General features: G+C 71.0%; 15 protein-coding genes. 7 read left to right on the top strand and 8 right to left on the bottom strand.

What is annotated here, in order from left to right; translation table 11 throughout:
- Positions 1–53: 53 nt before the first annotated feature.
- Together greA and ACIBL4_RS06815 are read right to left on the bottom strand one after the other, a co-directional pair.
- The gene (gene greA / locus ACIBL4_RS06820; protein WP_086842376.1) at positions 54–551 is read right to left on the bottom strand and encodes a transcription elongation factor GreA; all 498 of its coding nucleotides are present in this window, start codon (positions 549–551) and stop codon (positions 54–56) included.
- 179 nt (positions 552–730) lie between these two features.
- Positions 731–1,129, bottom strand: coding sequence for a DUF4307 domain-containing protein (locus tag ACIBL4_RS06815; RefSeq protein WP_399407208.1), 399 nt, complete (start codon positions 1,127–1,129; stop codon positions 731–733).
- A gap of 147 nt (positions 1,130–1,276) precedes the next feature.
- On the opposite strand from ACIBL4_RS06815, the gene mca reads away from it, so the two are divergent.
- Positions 1,277–2,158 carry a mycothiol conjugate amidase Mca gene (gene mca / locus ACIBL4_RS06810; RefSeq protein WP_399407206.1) on the top strand — a complete coding sequence of 294 codons (882 nt, stop codon included), beginning with the start codon at positions 1,277–1,279 and terminating at the stop codon, positions 2,156–2,158.
- The gene (locus ACIBL4_RS06805; RefSeq protein ID WP_399407204.1) at positions 2,151–2,438 is read left to right on the top strand and encodes a hypothetical protein; all 288 of its coding nucleotides are present in this window, start codon (positions 2,151–2,153) and stop codon (positions 2,436–2,438) included. The genes mca and ACIBL4_RS06805 overlap by 8 nt, the downstream gene beginning before the upstream one ends.
- A 336-nt stretch (positions 2,439–2,774) precedes the next feature.
- On the opposite strand, the gene ACIBL4_RS06800 is transcribed toward ACIBL4_RS06805, so the two are convergent.
- The gene (locus tag ACIBL4_RS06800; protein WP_399407202.1) at positions 2,775–5,972 is read right to left on the bottom strand and encodes a tetratricopeptide repeat protein; all 3,198 of its coding nucleotides are present in this window, start codon (positions 5,970–5,972) and stop codon (positions 2,775–2,777) included.
- A 227-nt stretch (positions 5,973–6,199) separates the two neighbouring features.
- Here ACIBL4_RS06800 and ACIBL4_RS06795 point away from each other — a divergent pair, with 227 nt between their 5' ends.
- Both ACIBL4_RS06795 and ACIBL4_RS06790 read left to right on the top strand, forming a co-directional pair.
- Positions 6,200–8,233 (top strand): thioredoxin domain-containing protein, encoded by a 2,034-nt coding sequence (locus ACIBL4_RS06795; RefSeq protein ID WP_399407200.1) that lies wholly within the window; start codon positions 6,200–6,202, stop codon positions 8,231–8,233.
- Between the two features lie 116 nt (positions 8,234–8,349).
- On the top strand, positions 8,350–9,780 hold the full coding sequence (locus tag ACIBL4_RS06790) for a galactose oxidase-like domain-containing protein (RefSeq protein WP_399408102.1): 1,431 nt from the start codon (positions 8,350–8,352) through the stop codon (positions 9,778–9,780).
- A 76-nt stretch (positions 9,781–9,856) separates the two neighbouring features.
- Here the strand turns inward: ACIBL4_RS06790 and ACIBL4_RS06785 are convergent, their stop codons facing one another.
- The 3 genes from ACIBL4_RS06785 to ACIBL4_RS06775 all read right to left on the bottom strand — a co-directional run bounded on the left by ACIBL4_RS06785 (position 9,857) and on the right by ACIBL4_RS06775 (position 12,060).
- A complete protein-coding gene (locus ACIBL4_RS06785; RefSeq protein ID WP_399407198.1) occupies positions 9,857–10,588 on the bottom strand; it encodes a Mut7-C RNAse domain-containing protein in 732 nt (243 codons plus the stop codon).
- 33 nt (positions 10,589–10,621) lie between these two features.
- The gene (locus ACIBL4_RS06780) at positions 10,622–11,242 is read right to left on the bottom strand and encodes a TetR/AcrR family transcriptional regulator (protein ID WP_399407196.1); all 621 of its coding nucleotides are present in this window, start codon (positions 11,240–11,242) and stop codon (positions 10,622–10,624) included.
- 104 nt (positions 11,243–11,346) lie between these two features.
- Positions 11,347–12,060 (bottom strand): hemolysin III family protein, encoded by a 714-nt coding sequence (locus ACIBL4_RS06775; protein WP_399407194.1) that lies wholly within the window; start codon positions 12,058–12,060, stop codon positions 11,347–11,349.
- Between the two features lie 327 nt (positions 12,061–12,387).
- On the opposite strand from ACIBL4_RS06775, the gene ACIBL4_RS06770 reads away from it, so the two are divergent.
- Positions 12,388–14,217 (top strand): phosphoenolpyruvate carboxykinase (GTP), encoded by a 1,830-nt coding sequence (locus ACIBL4_RS06770; RefSeq protein WP_399407192.1) that lies wholly within the window; start codon positions 12,388–12,390, stop codon positions 14,215–14,217.
- A 308-nt stretch (positions 14,218–14,525) separates the two neighbouring features.
- Here the strand turns inward: ACIBL4_RS06770 and ACIBL4_RS06765 are convergent, their stop codons facing one another.
- Positions 14,526–14,948: a hypothetical protein gene (locus ACIBL4_RS06765; RefSeq protein WP_399407190.1), complete on the bottom strand. Its 423-nt coding sequence runs from the start codon at positions 14,946–14,948 to the stop codon at positions 14,526–14,528.
- 111 nt (positions 14,949–15,059) lie between these two features.
- Positions 15,060–16,271, bottom strand: a complete 1,212-nt coding sequence (locus ACIBL4_RS06760; RefSeq protein WP_356927985.1) for a pyridoxal phosphate-dependent aminotransferase — start codon at positions 16,269–16,271, stop codon at positions 15,060–15,062.
- Between the two features lie 126 nt (positions 16,272–16,397).
- Between ACIBL4_RS06760 and ACIBL4_RS06755 the strand changes: the two genes are divergently transcribed.
- The gene (locus tag ACIBL4_RS06755; RefSeq protein ID WP_399407188.1) at positions 16,398–17,156 is read left to right on the top strand and encodes a hypothetical protein; all 759 of its coding nucleotides are present in this window, start codon (positions 16,398–16,400) and stop codon (positions 17,154–17,156) included.
- A 256-nt stretch (positions 17,157–17,412) separates the two neighbouring features.
- Positions 17,413–18,339 (top strand): serine protease, encoded by a 927-nt coding sequence (locus ACIBL4_RS06750; RefSeq protein ID WP_399407186.1) that lies wholly within the window; start codon positions 17,413–17,415, stop codon positions 18,337–18,339.
- Positions 18,340–18,348: the final 9 nt, after the last annotated feature.

The following is an 18,348-nucleotide window of genomic DNA, read 5'->3' as shown; positions in this document are numbered from 1 at the left end:
CCCCCGGTGCCGCGAGGACGCCGGGGGCGGGTCAGGACTTCGGCAGGGGCGGTTCAGCCCTCGTACGGCTCGGCCTTGAGGATCTTCACCGAGGCCTTCTTGCCGTTCGGCAGCTCGTACTGCGCGTCCTCGCCGACCTTGTGGCCGATCACGCCGGTGCCCAGCGGGGACTGCGGGGAGTACGTCTCGATGTCGGCGCTCGCGTACTCGCGCGAGGCGAGCAGGAACGTCAGCGTGTCGTCCTCGTCACCGTCGAAGGCGATCGTGACGACCATGCCGGGCGCCACGGCACCGTCCGCCGCGGGCGCCTCGCCGACCTTGGCGCTCTCGAGGAGCTGGGTGAGCTGGCGCACACGGAGTTCCTGCTTGCCCTGCTCCTCCTTGGCTGCGTGGTACCCGCCGTTCTCACGCAGGTCGCCCTCCTCGCGCGCGGCGGCGATCTTCGCGGAGATCTCAGCCCGCGCGGGACCAGTAAGGTACTCAAGCTCAGCCTTGAGCTTGTTGTACGCCTCCTGGGTCAGCCAGGTGACGTTCTCGCTGGTCTGGGTCACAGGTGCTCCTCGTAGGTACTGGGAATACAAAGCATCGCCCTACCCAGAAGCATGTTCCTTCACGGATGGGCGAAACCACGAGCCTAACAATTCAGGGGCAGAAGGGGGAGGACATAAGCCACCAGTTTCACGTCGACGCAGGTCAGGCGCTACGTATTGCGGGTGACCCGGGCGGGGTTTCAGCCGGTGTGGCAGCCCAGCAGCTCGGCCGTCGTCCCCGGGGAGGTCGTACGGAGCGTGACGACCTTGTCGATGCGGGTGGCGTCCCCGTCGAAGCGGAAATCGGCCCGGCCGACCTCGGCACCGTCCTCGGCCTGGGAGCGCACGGTGCAGTAGCCCTCGGCACCGGCGTCCTTGCGGACCTCCAGGTGCACCTGCACGGACTCCTTGCCGGGCTCGAAGCTGATCACCTCGGCGCTGATCTCGGTCTGGGCGACGTAGTGGTAGCCGAACCAGCCGACGAGTCCCAGCAGCGCCGCCGCGAGGACGGCACCGACGATCTTGAGCGTGCGGTCGGCGCGCTCGTCCGAGGAACGGCCGTAACGCCCCTCGGGCAGTCGCGTGCTCGCCGTACTCATGATCGTCCTCCAGACAGGGCCGGGACGAACGTCCCGTAAGGCGACCCGGGACCGGGGCCCGGAATTATTCGCCCCCCGGTTCGGTCACTATAGAAGCCGCTGATTGCGCCGACGCACACAGGGCGCCGACTTACTGAGGAATGAGTCTTGACTGACCAGTTGCGACTGATGGCCGTTCACGCCCACCCCGACGACGAGTCGAGCAAGGGCGCGGCGACCATGGCCAAGTACGTGTCCGAGGGGGTGGACGTGCTGGTCGTGACCTGCACGGGCGGGGAACGCGGCTCCATCCTCAATCCGAAGCTCCAGGGGGACAAATACGTCGAGGAGCACATCCACGAGGTACGCAAGAAGGAGATGGACGAGGCCCGGGAGATCCTGGGCGTCAGGCAGGAGTGGCTCGGCTTCGTCGACTCGGGCCTGCCCGAGGGCGACCCGCTGCCGCCGCTGCCGGAGGGCTGCTTCGCCCTGCAGGACGTCGACCACGCGGCCGGTGAGCTGGTACGGAAGATCCGCGCCTTCCGTCCCCAGGTGATCACGACCTACGACGAGAACGGCGGCTACCCGCACCCCGACCACATCATGACCCACAAGATCTCGATGGTGGCGTTCGAGGGGGCGGCGGACACCGAGAAGTACCCGGAGGCCGAGTACGGCCCCGCGTACCAGCCGCAGAAGCTCTACTACAACCAGGGCTTCAACCGCCCCCGCACCGAGGCGCTGCACCAGGCGATGCTCGACCGGGGTCTGGAGTCGCCCTACGGGGACTGGCTCAAGCGCTGGGACGAGTTCGGCATGAAGGAGCGCACGCTCACCACGCACGTGCCCTGCGGTGATTTCTACGAGATCCGCGACAAGGCGCTGATCGCGCACGCCACGCAGATCGACCCGGACGGCGGCTGGTTCAAGGTGCCGATGGACATCCAGAGGGAGGTCTGGCCGACGGAGGAGTACGAGCTGGCGAAGTCCCTCGTCGATACCTCCCTCCCCGAGGACGACCTCTTCGCGGGCGTCCGCGACAATGCCTGATATGAGCGCAAGCGCAAGCCTGGCAATGACGCACCTCGTCACCTTCGCCAAGGAGGTCGACGAGGACAAGGTCACCCCCGGCGTCCTCGGCTTCATCGTCTTCGCGGCGATGGCCCTGGCGGTGTGGGCCCTGATGAAGTCCATGAGCCGGCACATGAACAGGGTCGACTTCACACAGGTCCCGGACCCCAAGGCCGAGCAGGCGGAGCAGGCCGAGCAGGCGGAGCCGGAGTCCGCGGACGCGGAGACCTCCGGCCAGGGCAAGCAGAAGCAGGGCTGACCTCCCTCCCGGGGCGGGGCGATTCCTCCCTCCCCGGGAGGACACCCGTCGGCGGCCGACCGCCGCTGACGGGTACGTCGCGCGCCTGCCCTGGGTGTGTCCCTAGGGGTGTCCGCAAAGTCCCGCCTGCCCTGCGACGCCCGGCACGCTCCCCCACTGCCTTAAGGGCGTGGGAGGTGCCCCCCACTCGCCGCACCGGTCGAACACCCGCGTGAAACCAGTACGCGGGCGTCCGCCCGGCACTCCCCCAGCCTTCGGCCGGGGGGACCCCAGAGCACGCACCGGACGCCGCATGGCCCGCCCTCCGGGCGGACGACGGGACTTTGCGGACACCCCCTAGGCCTTCGACTCCACGGCCACCCCCATCACCTCCCGCGCATGCCGGTTCGGCACCATGCCCAGGCGCCAGGCCTGCCAGCCCGCCTCCAGGGTCACGCCGCGCTCCAGCAGCAGGGCGTACGCGTCGAGGTAGTCGTCCAGTTTCGGGTCGCGCAGCGGATGGCTCGCGCGGGACAGCTGGGCCAGTTCCTCCTGGGCCACGGCCGTGCCGACCTCCATGCCGCCGGGGGCCGCGTACGGCAGCAGGGTGCAGCGCAGGAAGCGGGCCCAGTCCTCGCCCCGGCGGTCGCCGTACGACGCGAAGAGGCCGGCCGCCTCGTCGCACAGGGCCAGGGCCTGCTGGGTGCGGGCGTTGCCCGCGTCCACCACCGCCAGCTCCAGGCAGGTCCACGCCTCGCCGTGGGCGACGCCGATGCGCTGGAAGTCGGCGCGGGCGTCCACCAGCAGCTGGCGGGCGAAGCCGGAGTTGCGCAGGGAGCCCGTCTGGGCGGCGCGCTGGTCGCGGGTGACGCGGGCCGAGTGGTGGCGGGCGCAGGCCAGGCCGTAGACGTCCCGCATGCGGGAGAACATCGTGCGGGAGCGTTCCAGTTCGCGGACGGCCTGGTCCAGGTTGCCCGTCTCCTCCAAGGCCTGGCCGAGGTAGTACAGCGTCCACGCCTCGCCGCGCGCGTCCTCGTTCTCGCGGTGCCGGGCGGCGGCCCCGCGCAGTTCCTCCACGGCCGGCGACGCGTCACCGGCGACCAGCAGGGCGCGGGCCAGCTGGGTCAGGGCCCAGGCCTCGCCGCGGGCGTCACGGGTGCGGCCGTACAGCTCCAGGGCCGCCCGCAGCTCGGCCTCGGCCCGTGGGACGTCGCCCATGCGCAGGCCCAGCTGGCCGAGCTGGAAGTGCGCCCAGGCCTGGCCGTGCACGGACTCGCCCCGCCGGTGCAGCACCAGCGACTCGGTCAGCAGGTCCAGCGCCTCCGCCACCCGGGCCCGGTCCCGCTCCACCGCCGCGAGGGCGTGCATCGTCCACGCCCGGTCCGTCGCCAGCTCGGGGGAGGACTGCATGGCCAGCGCCTCGCGGAGCTTCGCCGACGCCTCCGTCAGATTGCCCTGGTGGTGCAGGGTGATGCCGAGGGAGCACAAGGCCCGGGCGGCCCCCGCGTCGTGATGGGCCTCCCGGTACAGGTCGACGACCGAGGCGAGGGTCGTCCGCGCCTTGTCCAGTTCGCCGAGCTGCCGTGCCGCGATGCCGGTGCGCCACTGCACGGAGCGGACCAGCAGGCCCTCGTCCACCGCCTGGGCCAGTTCGCTGATCTCGCCCAGGCGGTAGAGGTCACCGCGCAGCAGGCAGTAGTCGCACAGGGCGCCCAGGAGGTTCAGTACCGCCGCCTGGTTCACGCCCTCGGCGTGCCGCAGGGCCGCTGTGATGAAGCTCGACTCGTCGTCCAGCCAGCGCAGCGCCTCGTCGAGGGAGGGGAAGCCGTACGGGCTGAAGCGGTTCGTGCGCGTCGACATGTTGCCGTCGACCATGCGCAGCACCGAGTCGGCCAGCTCGGCGTAGTTCACGATCAGCCGTTCCTGCGCCGCCGTGCGCTCGGCCGGTTCCTCCTCGTCGAGGAGCCGGGCCCGGGCGAAGGCACGGACCAGGTCGTGCAGCCGGTAGCGATCGCCCCGGACGTGGTCGATCAGACCCGCCCGGGTCAGGGCCTGGAGGTGGCGTGTCGCCTCGGCCTCGTCGGTGGCCAGCAGGGCGGCGGCCGCGGCGGCGCCCAGCGAGGCCCGGCCGGCCAGGGCCAGTCGGCGCAGCAGCCGCCGTACGGGCTCCGGCTGGTCGGTGTAGCGCAGCCACAGGGCGCGCTCGACCGGATCGACCGGGCCGTACGCCCCGAGGTCCGTGGCGAGCGCGCGCGGGGAGCGCGGGCCGAGGCACGAGCCGGCGATGCGCAGCGCCAGCGGCAGCCCGCCGCACAGCTCCCGGACCCGGTCGGCGGACTCGGCGTCGTACGGCCCGGACCGGTCCTGGGCCGCCGCGCCCAGCAGTTCCTCCGCACCCGCGGCGTCCAGCGGCGCTACCGCCAGCTGGTGTACCCGCGCGGGCAGCTCGCCCAGCTCCAGCGGGCCCCGCGCGGTCACCAGCACCAGGCTGTCGGACCGCTCCGGGACCAGGGCGCGGACCTGCCCGGCGTCCGAGGCGTCGTCCAGGACGACCGTGACCGGCAGGCCGGTCAGATGCTGGTGGTACAGCTCGCCCAGCCGCTTGACCTGCTGGTCGGGGGAGGAGCGCTCGCGGAACAGCAGTTGCTCGCGGGGCGCTCCGAGCCGGTTGAGCAGGTGCAGCAGGGCGTCGCGGGTGGACAGCGGGGACTCGCCCGGGCCGTCGGCGCGCAGGTCGACGACGCAGGCGCCGCGGAAGTAGTCCTTCAGTTCGTGCGTGGCGTGCACGGCGAGGGTCGTGCGGCCGCTGCCGGGCGTGCCGTGCAGGACGACCACCGTCGGCTGCGTCTCCGTGCTCGCTCGGGCCGCCTGCACCCACTGCCGGATCTGCGCCAGCTCGTGTCGCCGCCCCGCGAACGGCTGAGCCGGTTCGGGGAGCTGCGCGAAGGACTGCTCCAGCACGTTGCGCCCGCGCGCCGCCGCGCTCTTGTCGGCGCCCCGCAGCCGCGGCCCGGTCTTCTTCGGCCCCGTGGAGGCGGCGAGCACCCGCTGCTGGTCCAGGAACGGCCGGATGCCCCGCACCTCCAGTGCCGTCAGCCACTGCAGCCGCAGCTGTTCGGGCCCGCCCGGCTGGCTCGCGGCCCCGGCCCGGTGGTGTGCGGCCGGCAGATGCGAGCCGACGACCTTCACGACGGTCGCCGCGGCGCCCACGACACCCACGGTCAGGCCCGCGCCCAGCGCCGTCCCGGTGTCCGTGCCGAGGGCCATGTCGGCGACGACGGCCGCGACCGCCGCGACCGCGGCCACCAGCAGCGGTGTCCCGCCGCCCTCCCGGGCGTAGCGCTGCCCGAAGGTGAGCTGACCGGCCGCCGCCTCGTCCAGGGCACGCGTGTAGGCCTCGTACTCCTCGGCCGCGCTCTGCGCCATGGTGTCGAGCGCCCCGCGCGCCCGCGCGAGCAGCACCTTCCCGTCCGTGCGCCCGCCCGTCCGGCGCACCTCCTCCTCCACGGCCCGTGCCAACAGCCGCTCGGCATCCGCCCGATGACTGTCCCGCATGTCACGTCCCCCTCCGGCGGCACCGGCGTACCTAGGTCGTCGTACCGGTCGTTTCCTTGGTCAAGTGTGCTGCCCGCGGCGCATCGGGGCGAGGGGGCGTGCCCGGCCCGATTATGTGAAGACACGGGCGGGTTGAGGTGCCGTGCGTCCGTCGGGCGTGCGTCCCGGACGGCGCCCGTGCGGCGCCTGACGCGTGCCGGACCGGGTACTGCGGCAGGATGGGAACCATGCCGAACCGACTGGCGCACGAGACGTCCCCCTACCTCCTTCAGCACGCCGACAACCCCGTGGACTGGTGGCCCTGGTCGGCGGAGGCCTTCGAGGAGGCCCGTAAGCGGAACGTGCCCGTGCTGCTCAGTGTCGGCTACAGCAGCTGTCACTGGTGTCACGTGATGGCTCACGAGTCCTTCGAGGACCAGCAGACCGCCGAGTACCTCAACGCGCACTTCGTGAGCGTGAAGGTCGACCGCGAGGAGCGCCCGGACGTCGACGCGGTCTACATGGAGGCCGTGCAGGCGGCGACCGGCCAGGGCGGCTGGCCCATGACCGTCTTCCTCACCCCGGACGCCGAGCCGTTCTACTTCGGCACGTACTTCCCGCCCGCCCCGCGCCAGGGCATGCCGTCCTTCCGGCAGGTGCTCCAGGGCGTCCACCAGGCGTGGGAGGACCGGCGGGACGAGGTCACCGAGGTCGCCGGGAAGATCGTCCGGGACCTGGCCGGGCGGGAGATCTCCTACGGCGACGCGCAGACGCCCGGCGAGCAGGAACTCGCGCAGGCGCTGCTCGCGCTCACCCGTGAGTACGACCCGCAGCGCGGCGGATTCGGCGGGGCGCCGAAGTTCCCGCCGTCGATGGTGCTGGAGTTCCTGCTGCGGCATCATGCGCGGACCGGCGCCGAGGGCGCCCTGCAGATGGCGCAGGACACCTGCGAGCGCATGGCCCGCGGCGGCATCTACGACCAGCTCGGCGGCGGCTTCGCCCGCTACTCGGTCGACCGCGACTGGATCGTGCCGCACTTCGAGAAGATGCTGTACGACAACGCCCTGCTGTGCCGGGTCTACGCCCACCTCTGGCGTGCCACCGGCTCGGAGCTCGCCCGCCGGGTCGCCCTGGAGACCGCCGACTTCATGGTGCGCGAACTGCGCACCGCCGAGGGCGGGTTCGCCTCCGCGCTGGACGCCGACAGCGACGACGGAACGGGCAAGCACGTCGAGGGCGCGTACTACGTGTGGACGCCGGAGCAGTTGCGCGAGGTGCTCGGCGAGCAGGACGCCGAGTTCGCGGTCCAGTACTTCGGGGTGACCGAGGAGGGCACCTTCGAGCACGGTCAGTCCGTCCTCCAACTGCCGCAGCAGGACGGGCTGTTCGACGCCGACAAGATCGCCTCCATCCGGGAGCGGCTGCTGGCGGCGCGGGCCGGGCGTCCTGCTCCGGGCCGGGACGACAAGGTCGTCGCCGCCTGGAACGGGCTCGCGATCGCCGCCCTCGCCGAGACCGGCGCCTACTTCGACCGGCCCGACCTCGTCGAGGCCGCCCTCGCCGCCGCCGACCTCCTCGTCCGGCTGCACCTCGACGAGCAGGCCCGGCTCACCCGCACCAGCAAGGACGGTCACGCCGGCGCCAACGCGGGCGTGCTGGAGGACTACGGCGACGTGGCGGAGGGTTTCCTCGCGCTGGCGTCCGTCACGGGGGAGGGTGTCTGGCTGGAGTTCGCCGGGTTCCTGCTCGACCACGTCCTGGCGCGTTTCACCGACGAGGAGTCGGGCGCGATGTTCGACACGGCCGCCGACGCCGAGCGGCTGATCCGCCGCCCGCAGGACCCGACCGACAACGCCGCCCCGTCCGGCTGGAGCGCGGCGGCGGGCGCCCTGCTGAGCTACGCCGCGCACACCGGGTCGGAGCCCCACCGCACCGCCGCGGAGAAGGCCCTGGGCGTCGTCAAGGCGCTCGGGCCGCGCGTGCCGCGCTTCATCGGCTGGGGGCTCGCCGCCGCCGAGGCCGCGCTGGACGGGCCGCGCGAGGTCGCCATCGTGGGGCCGTCCCTCGATCACGAGGGGACGAGGGCCCTGCACCGCACGGCACTTCTGGGCACCGCGCCGGGCGCGGTCGTCGCCGTCGGCGCCCCCGGGAGCGAGGAGTTTCCGCTGCTCGCGGACCGTCCGCTGGTCGGCGGTGAACCGGCCGCGTATGTCTGCCGTAACTTCACATGTGACGCTCCGACGACCGAAGTCGAGAGGTTGCGGGCGGCGTTGACCAACTGAAGTCGGGAATCAGCGGAAGCATGCTCTTTATCTGAACAGGCCCCAGGCTTCACAGTTCCCCCTTGATCTCTGCACAGTGCCGTGACGGATGAGGTAAGCCGTCACGGCGGGGGGTTCTGGGATCTGGGGGGATCTGTTTGCTGACGTCTGTCTTCATCGCTGCCGTTTCACTGGCCCTGTTCTGGATGGCGGCGTTCACCCTGTGGTGGCAGATGCACGCCTGGCGAAGCCCGGCCCTCAGCGACGACGAGGGCACCTACCTCGCCCAGGCCTGGTCGGTCCAGCAGGGCGACGGCCTCGCCCACTACACCTACTGGTACGACCACCCGCCGCTGGGCTGGATCCAGATCGCCGTGCTGACCTGGATCCCCGCGCTGATCAGCCCCGAGTCGATGACCGTCGGCACCATGCGCGCCACGATGCTGGTGATCAGTGGCATCAGCGCGGTCCTCGTCTACGTCCTGGGCCGCCGCCTCGCCCTGCCCCGCTGGGCGGCCGCGCTCGGCATGGTGTTCTTCGGCCTCTCGCCGCTGGCGGTCGTCCTCCAGCGGGAGATCTTCCTCGACAACCTCGCGGTGATGTGGACGCTGCTGGCCTTCACGCTGGCCGCCTCCCCGAGCCGGCCCGTCCCGCAGACCGGGAACCAGGGCAAGATGTACGTCTCCGCCGTGCTCCTGCCCGACGGCAAGGTGCTGGAGACGGGCGGCGCGCTGCACAACCGCGCCAACCCGGTCTACGAGACGTCGGTCTTCGACCCCGAGTCGGAGACCTTCGACCCGGTGGCCGTCGACCCCGAGGCGCGCGGCTACCACTCCTGCGCGTTCCTGCTCCCCGACGGCCGCGTGATGACCACCGGCGACAACCCGGGCAACGGCTCCTGGAACCACGACGTGTCGGTCTACAGCCCGCCCTACCTGTTCAAGGGCCCGCGACCGGCGATCACCTCGGTGATCGACACCGAGTGGAACTACGGCGACACTCAGCGGATCACCGTCGACCGGCCCATCGCCAAGGCCGAGCTGATCCGCCCGGCCGCCGTCACCCACTCCTCCGATCCGAACCAGCGGCTCGTGGACCTGCCGCTGTCGGTCGACGGGAACAACGTCGACCTGAACGTGACGAGCAACCCCAACCTCGCCCCGCCCGGCTGGTACGTGCTCTTCGCGGTGGACGCGAACGGGGTGCCGTCGGTGGCGAAGTGGGTGCACCTGAAGGGCCCTCAGGCCCTCGAGGCGACGGACGCCTCGGCCCACGTCCACGACTTCGCGGACGCCCCGGAGGGCAAGGTCGCGGGACCGGGCAAGAAGCGCACGTCGCAGAAGGTCAGCCCGACGATCTCCGGCTGCGACCGCCACTACGGCTCGGTCAACGTCTGCGTGCCGACCGGCTTCCCGACGGAGGTGAAGAAGACGACGGCGTCCCGCTGCGCGTGGCTGAAGGCGAACGACTACGGCCGCCTGAAGGTCAACGGCAGGGACGATCCGCTGGGCCTGGACCGCGACGGGGACGGGATCGCCTGCGGCAAGAAGGACGTGGCCAGACGCTAGAAAGCGCCCCCGAAGGGGCGCGGGGAACTGCGCGACCAGCCACGACGGCCGCGCAGTCCCCCACGGCGTTCAACCGTCAACGGCGCTCGGACCGAAACTCCAACGCCCGCTCCACGATCGCCTCGAGCTGATCGTGATGCGCACCCTTCCAATACGCTCGACCGCACTCGGCACACTGCGCGAACACGTCATACGTGGCGTGCGTCCCGTGCTTCAGCTGGTCGGCGACCTCGTCCTTGGTCGCCTTGCGCAGCAGCCCGTTGCAGGCCGTGCACCGCGTCCAGGGGAGCAGCTCGGGCCGGAACCGGTCCAGCACGTCCCGGAGCTGCTCCTCGGGGCGCGTGCTGTAGACGAACGCCCCGGCCCACAGCTCCCGGCGCCGCAGCAGGCCCCGGTCCCGGCTCAGCATGACCCGCTGTTCCGCCGCCGACCGCGCGGCCAGCGCCGGGTCGCCGATGTCGGTCGACTCGTAGGCCGTGTCGACACCGAGCAGCCGCAGCCGGCGGGCCAGCGTGCCGAGGTGTACGTCGAGGAGGAACCGCAGGGGCGCGCCCGGCACCCGCTGGGGGCGGGCCACGGTCCGTACGGTCACCGACTCGCCGGCCGCCGGGACGTGCGAGACGGGCACTTCGCGGCCGTCCACGACCAGGGCGCCCACCTCGGTCAGCGGCACACCCAGCGACTCGACGACATGGCCCAGGCTGGAGACGCCGTCCGTGGTGGCCCGCAGGGTGCCCGCCCGCCGGGCCTGGGGGACGAACACGTGCAGCTCGGGGGCGAACTCGACGTGGATCTCGGGACCGTTCACCCGGTCAGGATGTCACGGCGGCGGGCGCCGGCCTCAGGGTTTTCGGGTCGGCAGGCCGTGTTCCAGGACGTCCAGGGCACGGTCGACCAGTTCCCGGATGTCGTCCCGGTGGCCGGTCTCGGCCCAGTAGCGGGAGACCTCCGTCAGCCCGCCCAGCACGGACATGGCGAAGACCCGTAGCTCCAGGCTGTCGGGGTCGAGCCCCGAGCGCTCGGCGAGGGCCTCGCGGAGCAGCCGCCCCGTCGCCGCCATGCTCTCCATCATCCGGGCCCGGACGGCGGGGACCTCGACCGCGAGCCGGCTCCGCAGCCGGGTCACCCCGGGCTCCTCGGCGAGGCTCAGGTCGAGGGCCGTGCGCATCACGTGCCGCAGGACGTCGGCCCATGACTCGTCCTCCGGCCGGGCCCGCATTTCCGCCAGTATCACCGGGTCCCACTCGTCCGTGACGACGATGTCCTCTTTGGTCGGGAAGTACCGGAAGACGGTCGACGGCGACACCTCGGCCCGGTCGGCGATCCGCTCGATCGTCGCGGCGTCGTAGCCCTGCTCCTCGATCAGCGCGTAGGTCGCGGCGCGGATCGCCTGGCGGGTCTTGATCTTCTTCCGCTCCCGGAGCCCCAGTGGGGGCCGGTCGGCGGGGGTGACACTAGCCATGAACTGACAGTAACTTTCAGTCATCACCCACTGTCAATTTCGCCTCGGGTGCAAGGAAAACGGCCACGGCTCGAAAGCCGTGGCCGGGAAGGTGGAGCGGATTTCTATCCGTGCTGGTACGCCACCAGTGAGATCCCCACGTAGTGCGCGATGAAGGCCGCCAGGGTGAAGGAGTGGAACACCTCGTGGAAGCCGAACCAGCGCGGTGACGGGTTGGGCCGCTGGAGCCCGTAGATCACGCCGCCCGCGCTGTAGAGCAGGCCGCCGACGACGACCAGGACGAGGACGGCGACGCCGCCGGTCCGCATGAAGTCCGGCAGGTAGAAGACGGCCGCCCAGCCCATGGCGATGTAACAGGGCGTGTAGAGCCAGCGAGGGGCGCCGACCCAGAAGACGCGGAAGAGGATGCCGGCCGCCGCCGCGGCCCAGATGCCCCACAGCAGCCACTCGCCCTTGGCGCCCGGCAGGAGCAGCATGGCCAGCGGTGTGTAGGTGCCCGCGATGATCAGAAAGATGTTGGCGTGATCCAGGCGGCGCAGCACGCCGTCCATGCGCGGGCTCCAGTCGCCCCGGTGGTACAGCGCGCTCACACCGAACAGCAGGCACGCCGTCAGGGCGAAGATCCCGCAGGCGATGCGCCCTCTGGTCGAGTCGGCGAGGGCGGTCAGCACCAGGCCGGCGACCAGGACGGCCGGGAACATACCGAGGTGGAGCCAGCCGCGCAGCTTGGGCTTCACCGGGTGCGGCAGGGAGAGCGCCGTGGGACCACGGCCGTCGGCCGGCGTGTCCGAAGGCGCGTCGGGGGCGAACGCAGTCATGCCGGAATGGTAGCTACGGAACCGTAAGTGACCCATCAGTCGAGTCGATTGGCCGATGAAGAGTGGCCATCCTCTCACCGTGGCCGAAGGGTGGTTACGCAAACGGACGGTCAGGTGAACCCAACGTGCATGCAAAAGGGGCGCGAGAAACCGTGGCGATCCTCACGTCGCTCACTTGTGCGCTCCTCTGGACAGATGGGCGCAGGCGTCGGATGATCAAATGAGTGCGGTCGGCACCGGATGAGCGCCAAGTTGCACCGTGAAGCATCCGGGTCGCAGCCCCCACGGGGCCTCCACATCAAAAAAATCCCTCATTTAGGAGCAATCGTGGCGCGCGACATCGCGGCTCCCACCGTCCCCACCACCCACCAGGGCCTGATCTCGTGGGTCAACGAGATCGCCGAGCTGACGCAGCCGGACAACGTGGTCTGGTGTGACGGGTCCGAGGCCGAGTACGAGCGACTGTGCGAGGAGCTCGTCCAGAAGGGCACCTTCCGCAAACTCGACCCGATCAAGCGCCCCCACTCCTACTACGCGGCTTCCGATCCCACCGACGTCGCCCGCGTGGAGGACCGGACGTTCATCTGCTCCGAGAAGGAGGCGGACGCGGGCCCGACCAACCACTGGAAGGCCCCCGCCGAGATGCGGGAGATCTTCCAGGGCTCCGGGGGTCAGGGAGGCCTGTTCCGCGGCTCGATGCGCGGCCGGACCATGTACGTGGTGCCGTTCTGCATGGGCCCGCTCGGCTCGCCGCTGTCCGCGCTCGGTGTCGAGATCACCGACTCGGCGTACGTCGCCGTCTCCATGCGCACGATGACGCGCATGGGCCAGGCGGTGCTCGACGAGCTCGGCTCCGACGGCTTCTTCGTCAAGGCCGTGCACACCCTGGGCGCCCCGCTGGAGCCCGGCCAGGAGGACGTCCCCTGGCCCTGCAACACGACCAAGTACATCTCGCACTTCCCCGAGGACCGCGAGATCTGGTCCTACGGCTCCGGCTACGGCGGCAACGCCCTGCTCGGCAAGAAGTGCTACGCCCTGCGCATCGCCTCCGTGATGGCCCGGGACGAGGGCTGGCTGGCCGAGCACATGCTCGTGCTGAAGCTGACCCCGCCGCGCGGCGAGGCCAAGTACGTCGCCGCCGCCTTCCCGAGCGCCTGCGGCAAGACCAACCTCGCCATGCTCGAGCCGACCATCCCCGGCTGGACGGTCGAGACCATCGGCGACGACATCGCCTGGATGCGCTTCGGCGAGGACGGGCGGCTGTACGCCATCAACCCCGAGGCGGGCTTCTTCGGTGTCGCGCCCGGCACCGGCGAGCACACCAACGCCAACGCGATGAAGACGCTGTGGGGCAACGCGGTCTTCACCAACGTCGCGCTGACGGACGACGGCGACGTCTGGTGGGAGGGCATGACCGAGGAGCCGCCCGCCCACCTCACCGACTGGAAGGGCAACGACTGGACGCCGGAGTCCGAGACCCCGGCCGCCCACCCCAACGCCCGCTTCACCGTCCCCGCGGCCCAGTGCCCGATCATCGCGCCGGAGTGGGAGGACCCCAAGGGCGTGCCGATCTCGGCGATCCTCTTCGGCGGCCGCCGCGCCACCGCCGTACCGCTGGTGACGGAGTCCTTCGACTGGAACCACGGCGTCTTCCTCGGCGCCAACGTGGCCTCCGAGAAGACCGCCGCCGCCGAGGGCAAGGTCGGCGAACTGCGCCGCGACCCCTTCGCGATGCTGCCGTTCTGCGGCTACAACATGGGCGACTACATGGCCCACTGGATCGACGTGGCCAAGGACAAGGACCAGTCCAAGCTGCCGAAGATCTACTACGTCAACTGGTTCCGCAAGGACGACGAGGGCAAGTTCGTCTGGCCCGGCTTCGGTGAGAACTCCCGCGTCCTGAAGTGGATCGTGGAGCGCCTGGAGGGCAAGGCGGAGGGCGTCGAGACCCCGATCGGCATCCTGCCGACCAAGGACGCCCTCGACACGAACGGCCTGGAGCTGGCCGACTCCGACCTGGAGTTCCTGCTCACCGTCGACAAGGAGGTCTGGCGCGAGGAGGCCGCCCTGGTCCCCGAGCACCTCAACACCTTCGGCGAGCACACGCCCAAGGAGCTGTGGGACGAGTACCGCGCGCTGGTCGAGCGCCTGGGCTGAGACAGCCCTCCACCGACGCCGCGGCCGGCTCCGATCGTGCCCTGACCAGCAACATCGTCACGGCCGGCCGCGGTGACAGCACCACAGGAGGCAGGGGTTCGCACAACGGCGTGCGGGCCCCTGCCTCCGCCGTTCAGGGGCGCGGGCAACTGCGCGACCAGCCACACCCAGCCCGCACAAACCCACACCCAAGAACCACAACGGCGCTGAACAGCCCAAGTCAACGCAGTGCTGTCGTGGCGCCCGGTCCGCGCGTCGCTGAGGGTGCGCGCGGACCGGGGCCGTCAGGGGGGAGCCCAGGAAAGGGCTCAGCGGGACGCGAGTTCGCGCGGCCCCAGGGCCGCGGCGTGCGCGTCCATCCGCTCGGCGGACAGGATGGCGGCCGCCGTGTCGGCGCGGGAGGCGGCGACGACCAGTGCGCGGCCCGCCAGGGCGTGCGCCCGCCGGTGCAGGGCCGCCACGCCGCGCTCGCGGCGGGCGCCGCTCATCGGGGCGCGGACGGGCGTGCGTCCTCCGCGCAGCCGGCTCACCTGCTCCGCGAGCCGTTCCGCCGCGGTGTCCAGGTCGGTCGAGCTCTCCGCGGCCCGCAGCTCGTCCGTGACGGCGAGCAGGGCGGCGAGATGGCCCGCGAGCTGGATGTCCAGCTCTTCCTCGCGGGAGCGGTGGGGAAAGTCGGGGGCGGGGCCGTCCACCGTGCTGTGGACCGACTTGGTGCGGATCGGTTCGTACATGGAAGGCCTCCTGTGTGCTTACAGGAAGCCATCCTAGCTTAGATTTCGTCTAAAGTTGAGTTGTTCGCAATTCCGGACTGGCCGTACACGTACGGTGAACGAGGCGTCCGGTCAGGCCTGGCTGTAGCCGTCCAGGAAGTGCCCGATCCGGCCCACCGCGTCCCGCAGGTCGCCGACCGTCGGCAGGGTCACCACGCGGAAGTGGTCCGGCTCCGGCCAGTTGAAGCCGGTGCCCTGGACGACCATGATCTTCTCGCGCCGGAGCAGGTCCAGGACCATCCGCCGGTCGTCCTTGATCTTGAAGACCTTGGGGTCCAGGCGCGGGAAGAGGTACAGCGCCCCCTTGGGCTTCACGCAGGTCACGCCGGGGATCTGGGTCAGCAGCTCGTAGGCGACGTCCCGCTGCTCGCGCAGCCGGCCGCCCGGCAGCACCAGGTCGTTGATCGTCTGGCGTCCGCTGAGCGCCGCGACGACGCCGTGCTGCCCCGGCATGTTCGCGCACAGCCGCATGTTCGCCAGGATCGTCAGGCCCTCGATGTAGGAGTCGGCGTGTGCGCGGGGCCCGGAGATCGACATCCATCCGACCCGGTAGCCGGCCACCCGGTACGCCTTCGACATGCCGTTGAAGGTGAGGGTCAGCAGGTCGGGGGCGACGGCGGCGGTCGGGGTGTGCGCGGCACCGTCGTAGAGGATCTTGTCGTAGATCTCGTCCGAGCAGATCAGCAGGTTGTGGCGGCGGGCGATGTCGGTGAGCCCCTTGATCATCGCCTCGTCGTAGACGGCCCCGGTCGGGTTGTTGGGGTTGATTATCACGAGCGCCTTGGTGCGGTCGGTGACCTTGCGCTCGATGTCGGCCAGGTCCGGCATCCAGTCGGCCTGCTCGTCGCACCGGTAGTGCACGGCGGTGCCGCCGGACAGGGAGACGGCGGCGGTCCACAGCGGGTAGTCCGGGGCGGGCACGAGCACCTCGTCCCCGTCGTCCAGCAGGCCCTGCATCGCCATGACGATCAGCTCGGAGACGCCGTTGCCGATGAAGACGTGCTCGACGTCGGTCTCGATGCCGAGGGTCTGGTTGTGCATGACGACCGCGCGGCGGGCGGCCAGCAGGCCCTTCGCGTCCCCGTAGCCGTGCGCCGAGGAGACGTTGCGGAGGATGTCCTCCAGGATCTCGGGCGGGCACTCGAAGCCGAACGCCGCCGGGTTGCCGGTGTTCAGCTTGAGGATCCGGTGACCGGCCGCTTCCAGCCGCATCGCCTCCTCGAGCACCGGGCCCCGGATCTCGTAACAGACGTTGGCGAGCTTGGTCGACTGGATCACCTGCATGTCTGGGAGCTTACGGCGCGGTAATGCGCCACGGGTCGTGTTTTCCGCCACGTGAGACGCAACGGTTTGTGCGGATATCGCCGCGCGCTGTCCCACCAGCACTGTTGATGTCTAGAATTCGCCGCCATGTTCAGGCCATCCGAGTACGCCGACGGAGTGACGAGCGGCGAGCCCCAGGGCCCGCCGAACGTGTACGTGCCGCAGGCCGACCCGCCCCCGGCGTACGACGCGTACCCCGATCCGGCGGCGGCGCACGGATGGCAGGACGACGTGTACGACCCTCAGGACGCCACGCGAGGCAGGGGCGTCACACGGGGTATGGGCGCCACGCAGGGCATGGACGCCACACGCGAGCTGCCGCCGGTGCCGGTGTCGATGCCGGCGCACGGCCGGTCCGCCGCGGGCCGCCACTCCCGGCGAGGGCGAGGGCGAGGGCGAGGGCGGGGGTCGTGGCGTGCCCGGCGCGTGGCGGTCGCCGCCGGAGCCGTGGGTGCCGTGTCGGCCGCCGCGCTGATCGCCGGTCTCGGCTTCTCGGACGCGCCCTCCGGCGGGACGCGCGAGGGCGGCGGCGGCCGGACGGGACCGACGGCGGAGGAGTCGCCGACGGCGCCGTCCGCCGGCACCGGTCGGACACCGACCCCCGGGACCCCTCTCGGCGCCCCGCCGGCGAACAGTGACGAGCCGTCCGGCGCCGCGTCCGCGAGCCCGTCCACCGCGGCGAGCCCCACCCCGTCCGAGTCCGGGCCGGACACTCCGAGCCCCTCGGCCGGCAGCCCCACGACCGGTACCCCGACGACCTCCGCTCCCACCGTCATTGCCACGCCCCCGGGCCGGACCGAGGGAAAGCCCGGGCATGGTCCCGGCGGCACGAAGGGTCCCAAGTAGTCATTTTTTCAGGGGGTTTTGGCGGGGGCGGGCCGATCGGAACCGATGGCCGTCGACGGCACACGGTCCCGGCGGCACCGAGGGCCCCAAGTGATCCGTCCGTCAAGGCGGTTGAGTAGGGTCATACCGGACGGGCTGGTTCCGCACGCGGAACAACTCCTTGCCTCATCCGCCTTGCGACGATCACAATGCGCATGACAACTGTGCAGGCGGCCGGAAGTTTTCCGGCCGCCTCCGTCGCAAGAGGGGACCCCCCATGAGAAAACCTCTCGCAGCCGCGTTCTGCGCCCTGGCGATAGCCGGGGCCGGCGCGGCTCCCGCGACCGCTGCCGATGCCGCCCCCACGGGCGTCGGCAAGGCCGCGGACGCGGGCGCGGTCACGTCCGCCGTCTCGGACGTGGTCACGTCCGCAGCGGAGACCGTGTCCGGGCTCACCAACCCGGCGCCCAAGGGCGTGAACTTCGCCGGCACGGTCGCGCTCAGCAACTGCTCCGGCTCCGTCGTCCGCATGCCGGACTCCGAGGCCGACGACCCGGCGCTGGTGATGACCAACGGACACTGCCTGGAGTCCGGCTTCCCCGGTCCCGGCGAGGTCCAGGTCGACAAGGCGTCCAGCCGCACCTTCAGCCTGCTCAACGCCTCCGGCTCGCGCGTGGCGACCCTGCGCGCCGCCAAGCTCGCGTACGCCACGATGACCGACACGGACGTCGCGTTCTACCAACTCACCACCAATTACGGGCAGATCAAGAGCTCGTACGGCATCAGCCCGCTGACGCTGAACGACACGCACCCGGTCGCCGGCACCGCCATCAGCATCCCGTCCGGCTACTGGAAGCGGATCTACAGCTGCGACATCGACGGGTTCGCGTACCGCCTGAAGGAGGGCGACTGGACCTGGAAGGACTCGGTCCGTTACACCTCCGCCTGCAACACCATCGGCGGCACGTCCGGTTCGCCCGTCGTCGACCAGGCCACCGGCAAGGTCGTCGCCATCAACAACACCGGCAACGAGGACGGCGAGCGCTGCACGGTGAACAACCCCTGTGAGGTCGACAAGAGCGGCAACGTGACCGTCCGCAAGGGCATCAACTACGCCCAGGAGACCTACCAGATCCCGTCCTGCTTCGGCATCGACAACAAGCTCGACCTGAGCGCGAGCGGCTGCACCCTGCCCAAGCCGTAAGGCCGGGGC

The organism is Streptomyces sp. NPDC050416 (genome assembly GCF_044458845.1).
Classification (GTDB): Bacteria; Actinomycetota; Actinomycetes; order Streptomycetales; family Streptomycetaceae; genus Streptomyces.
Note: the sequence above shows the minus strand (reverse complement) of the source record. Positions and strands in the feature narration are given on the sequence as shown.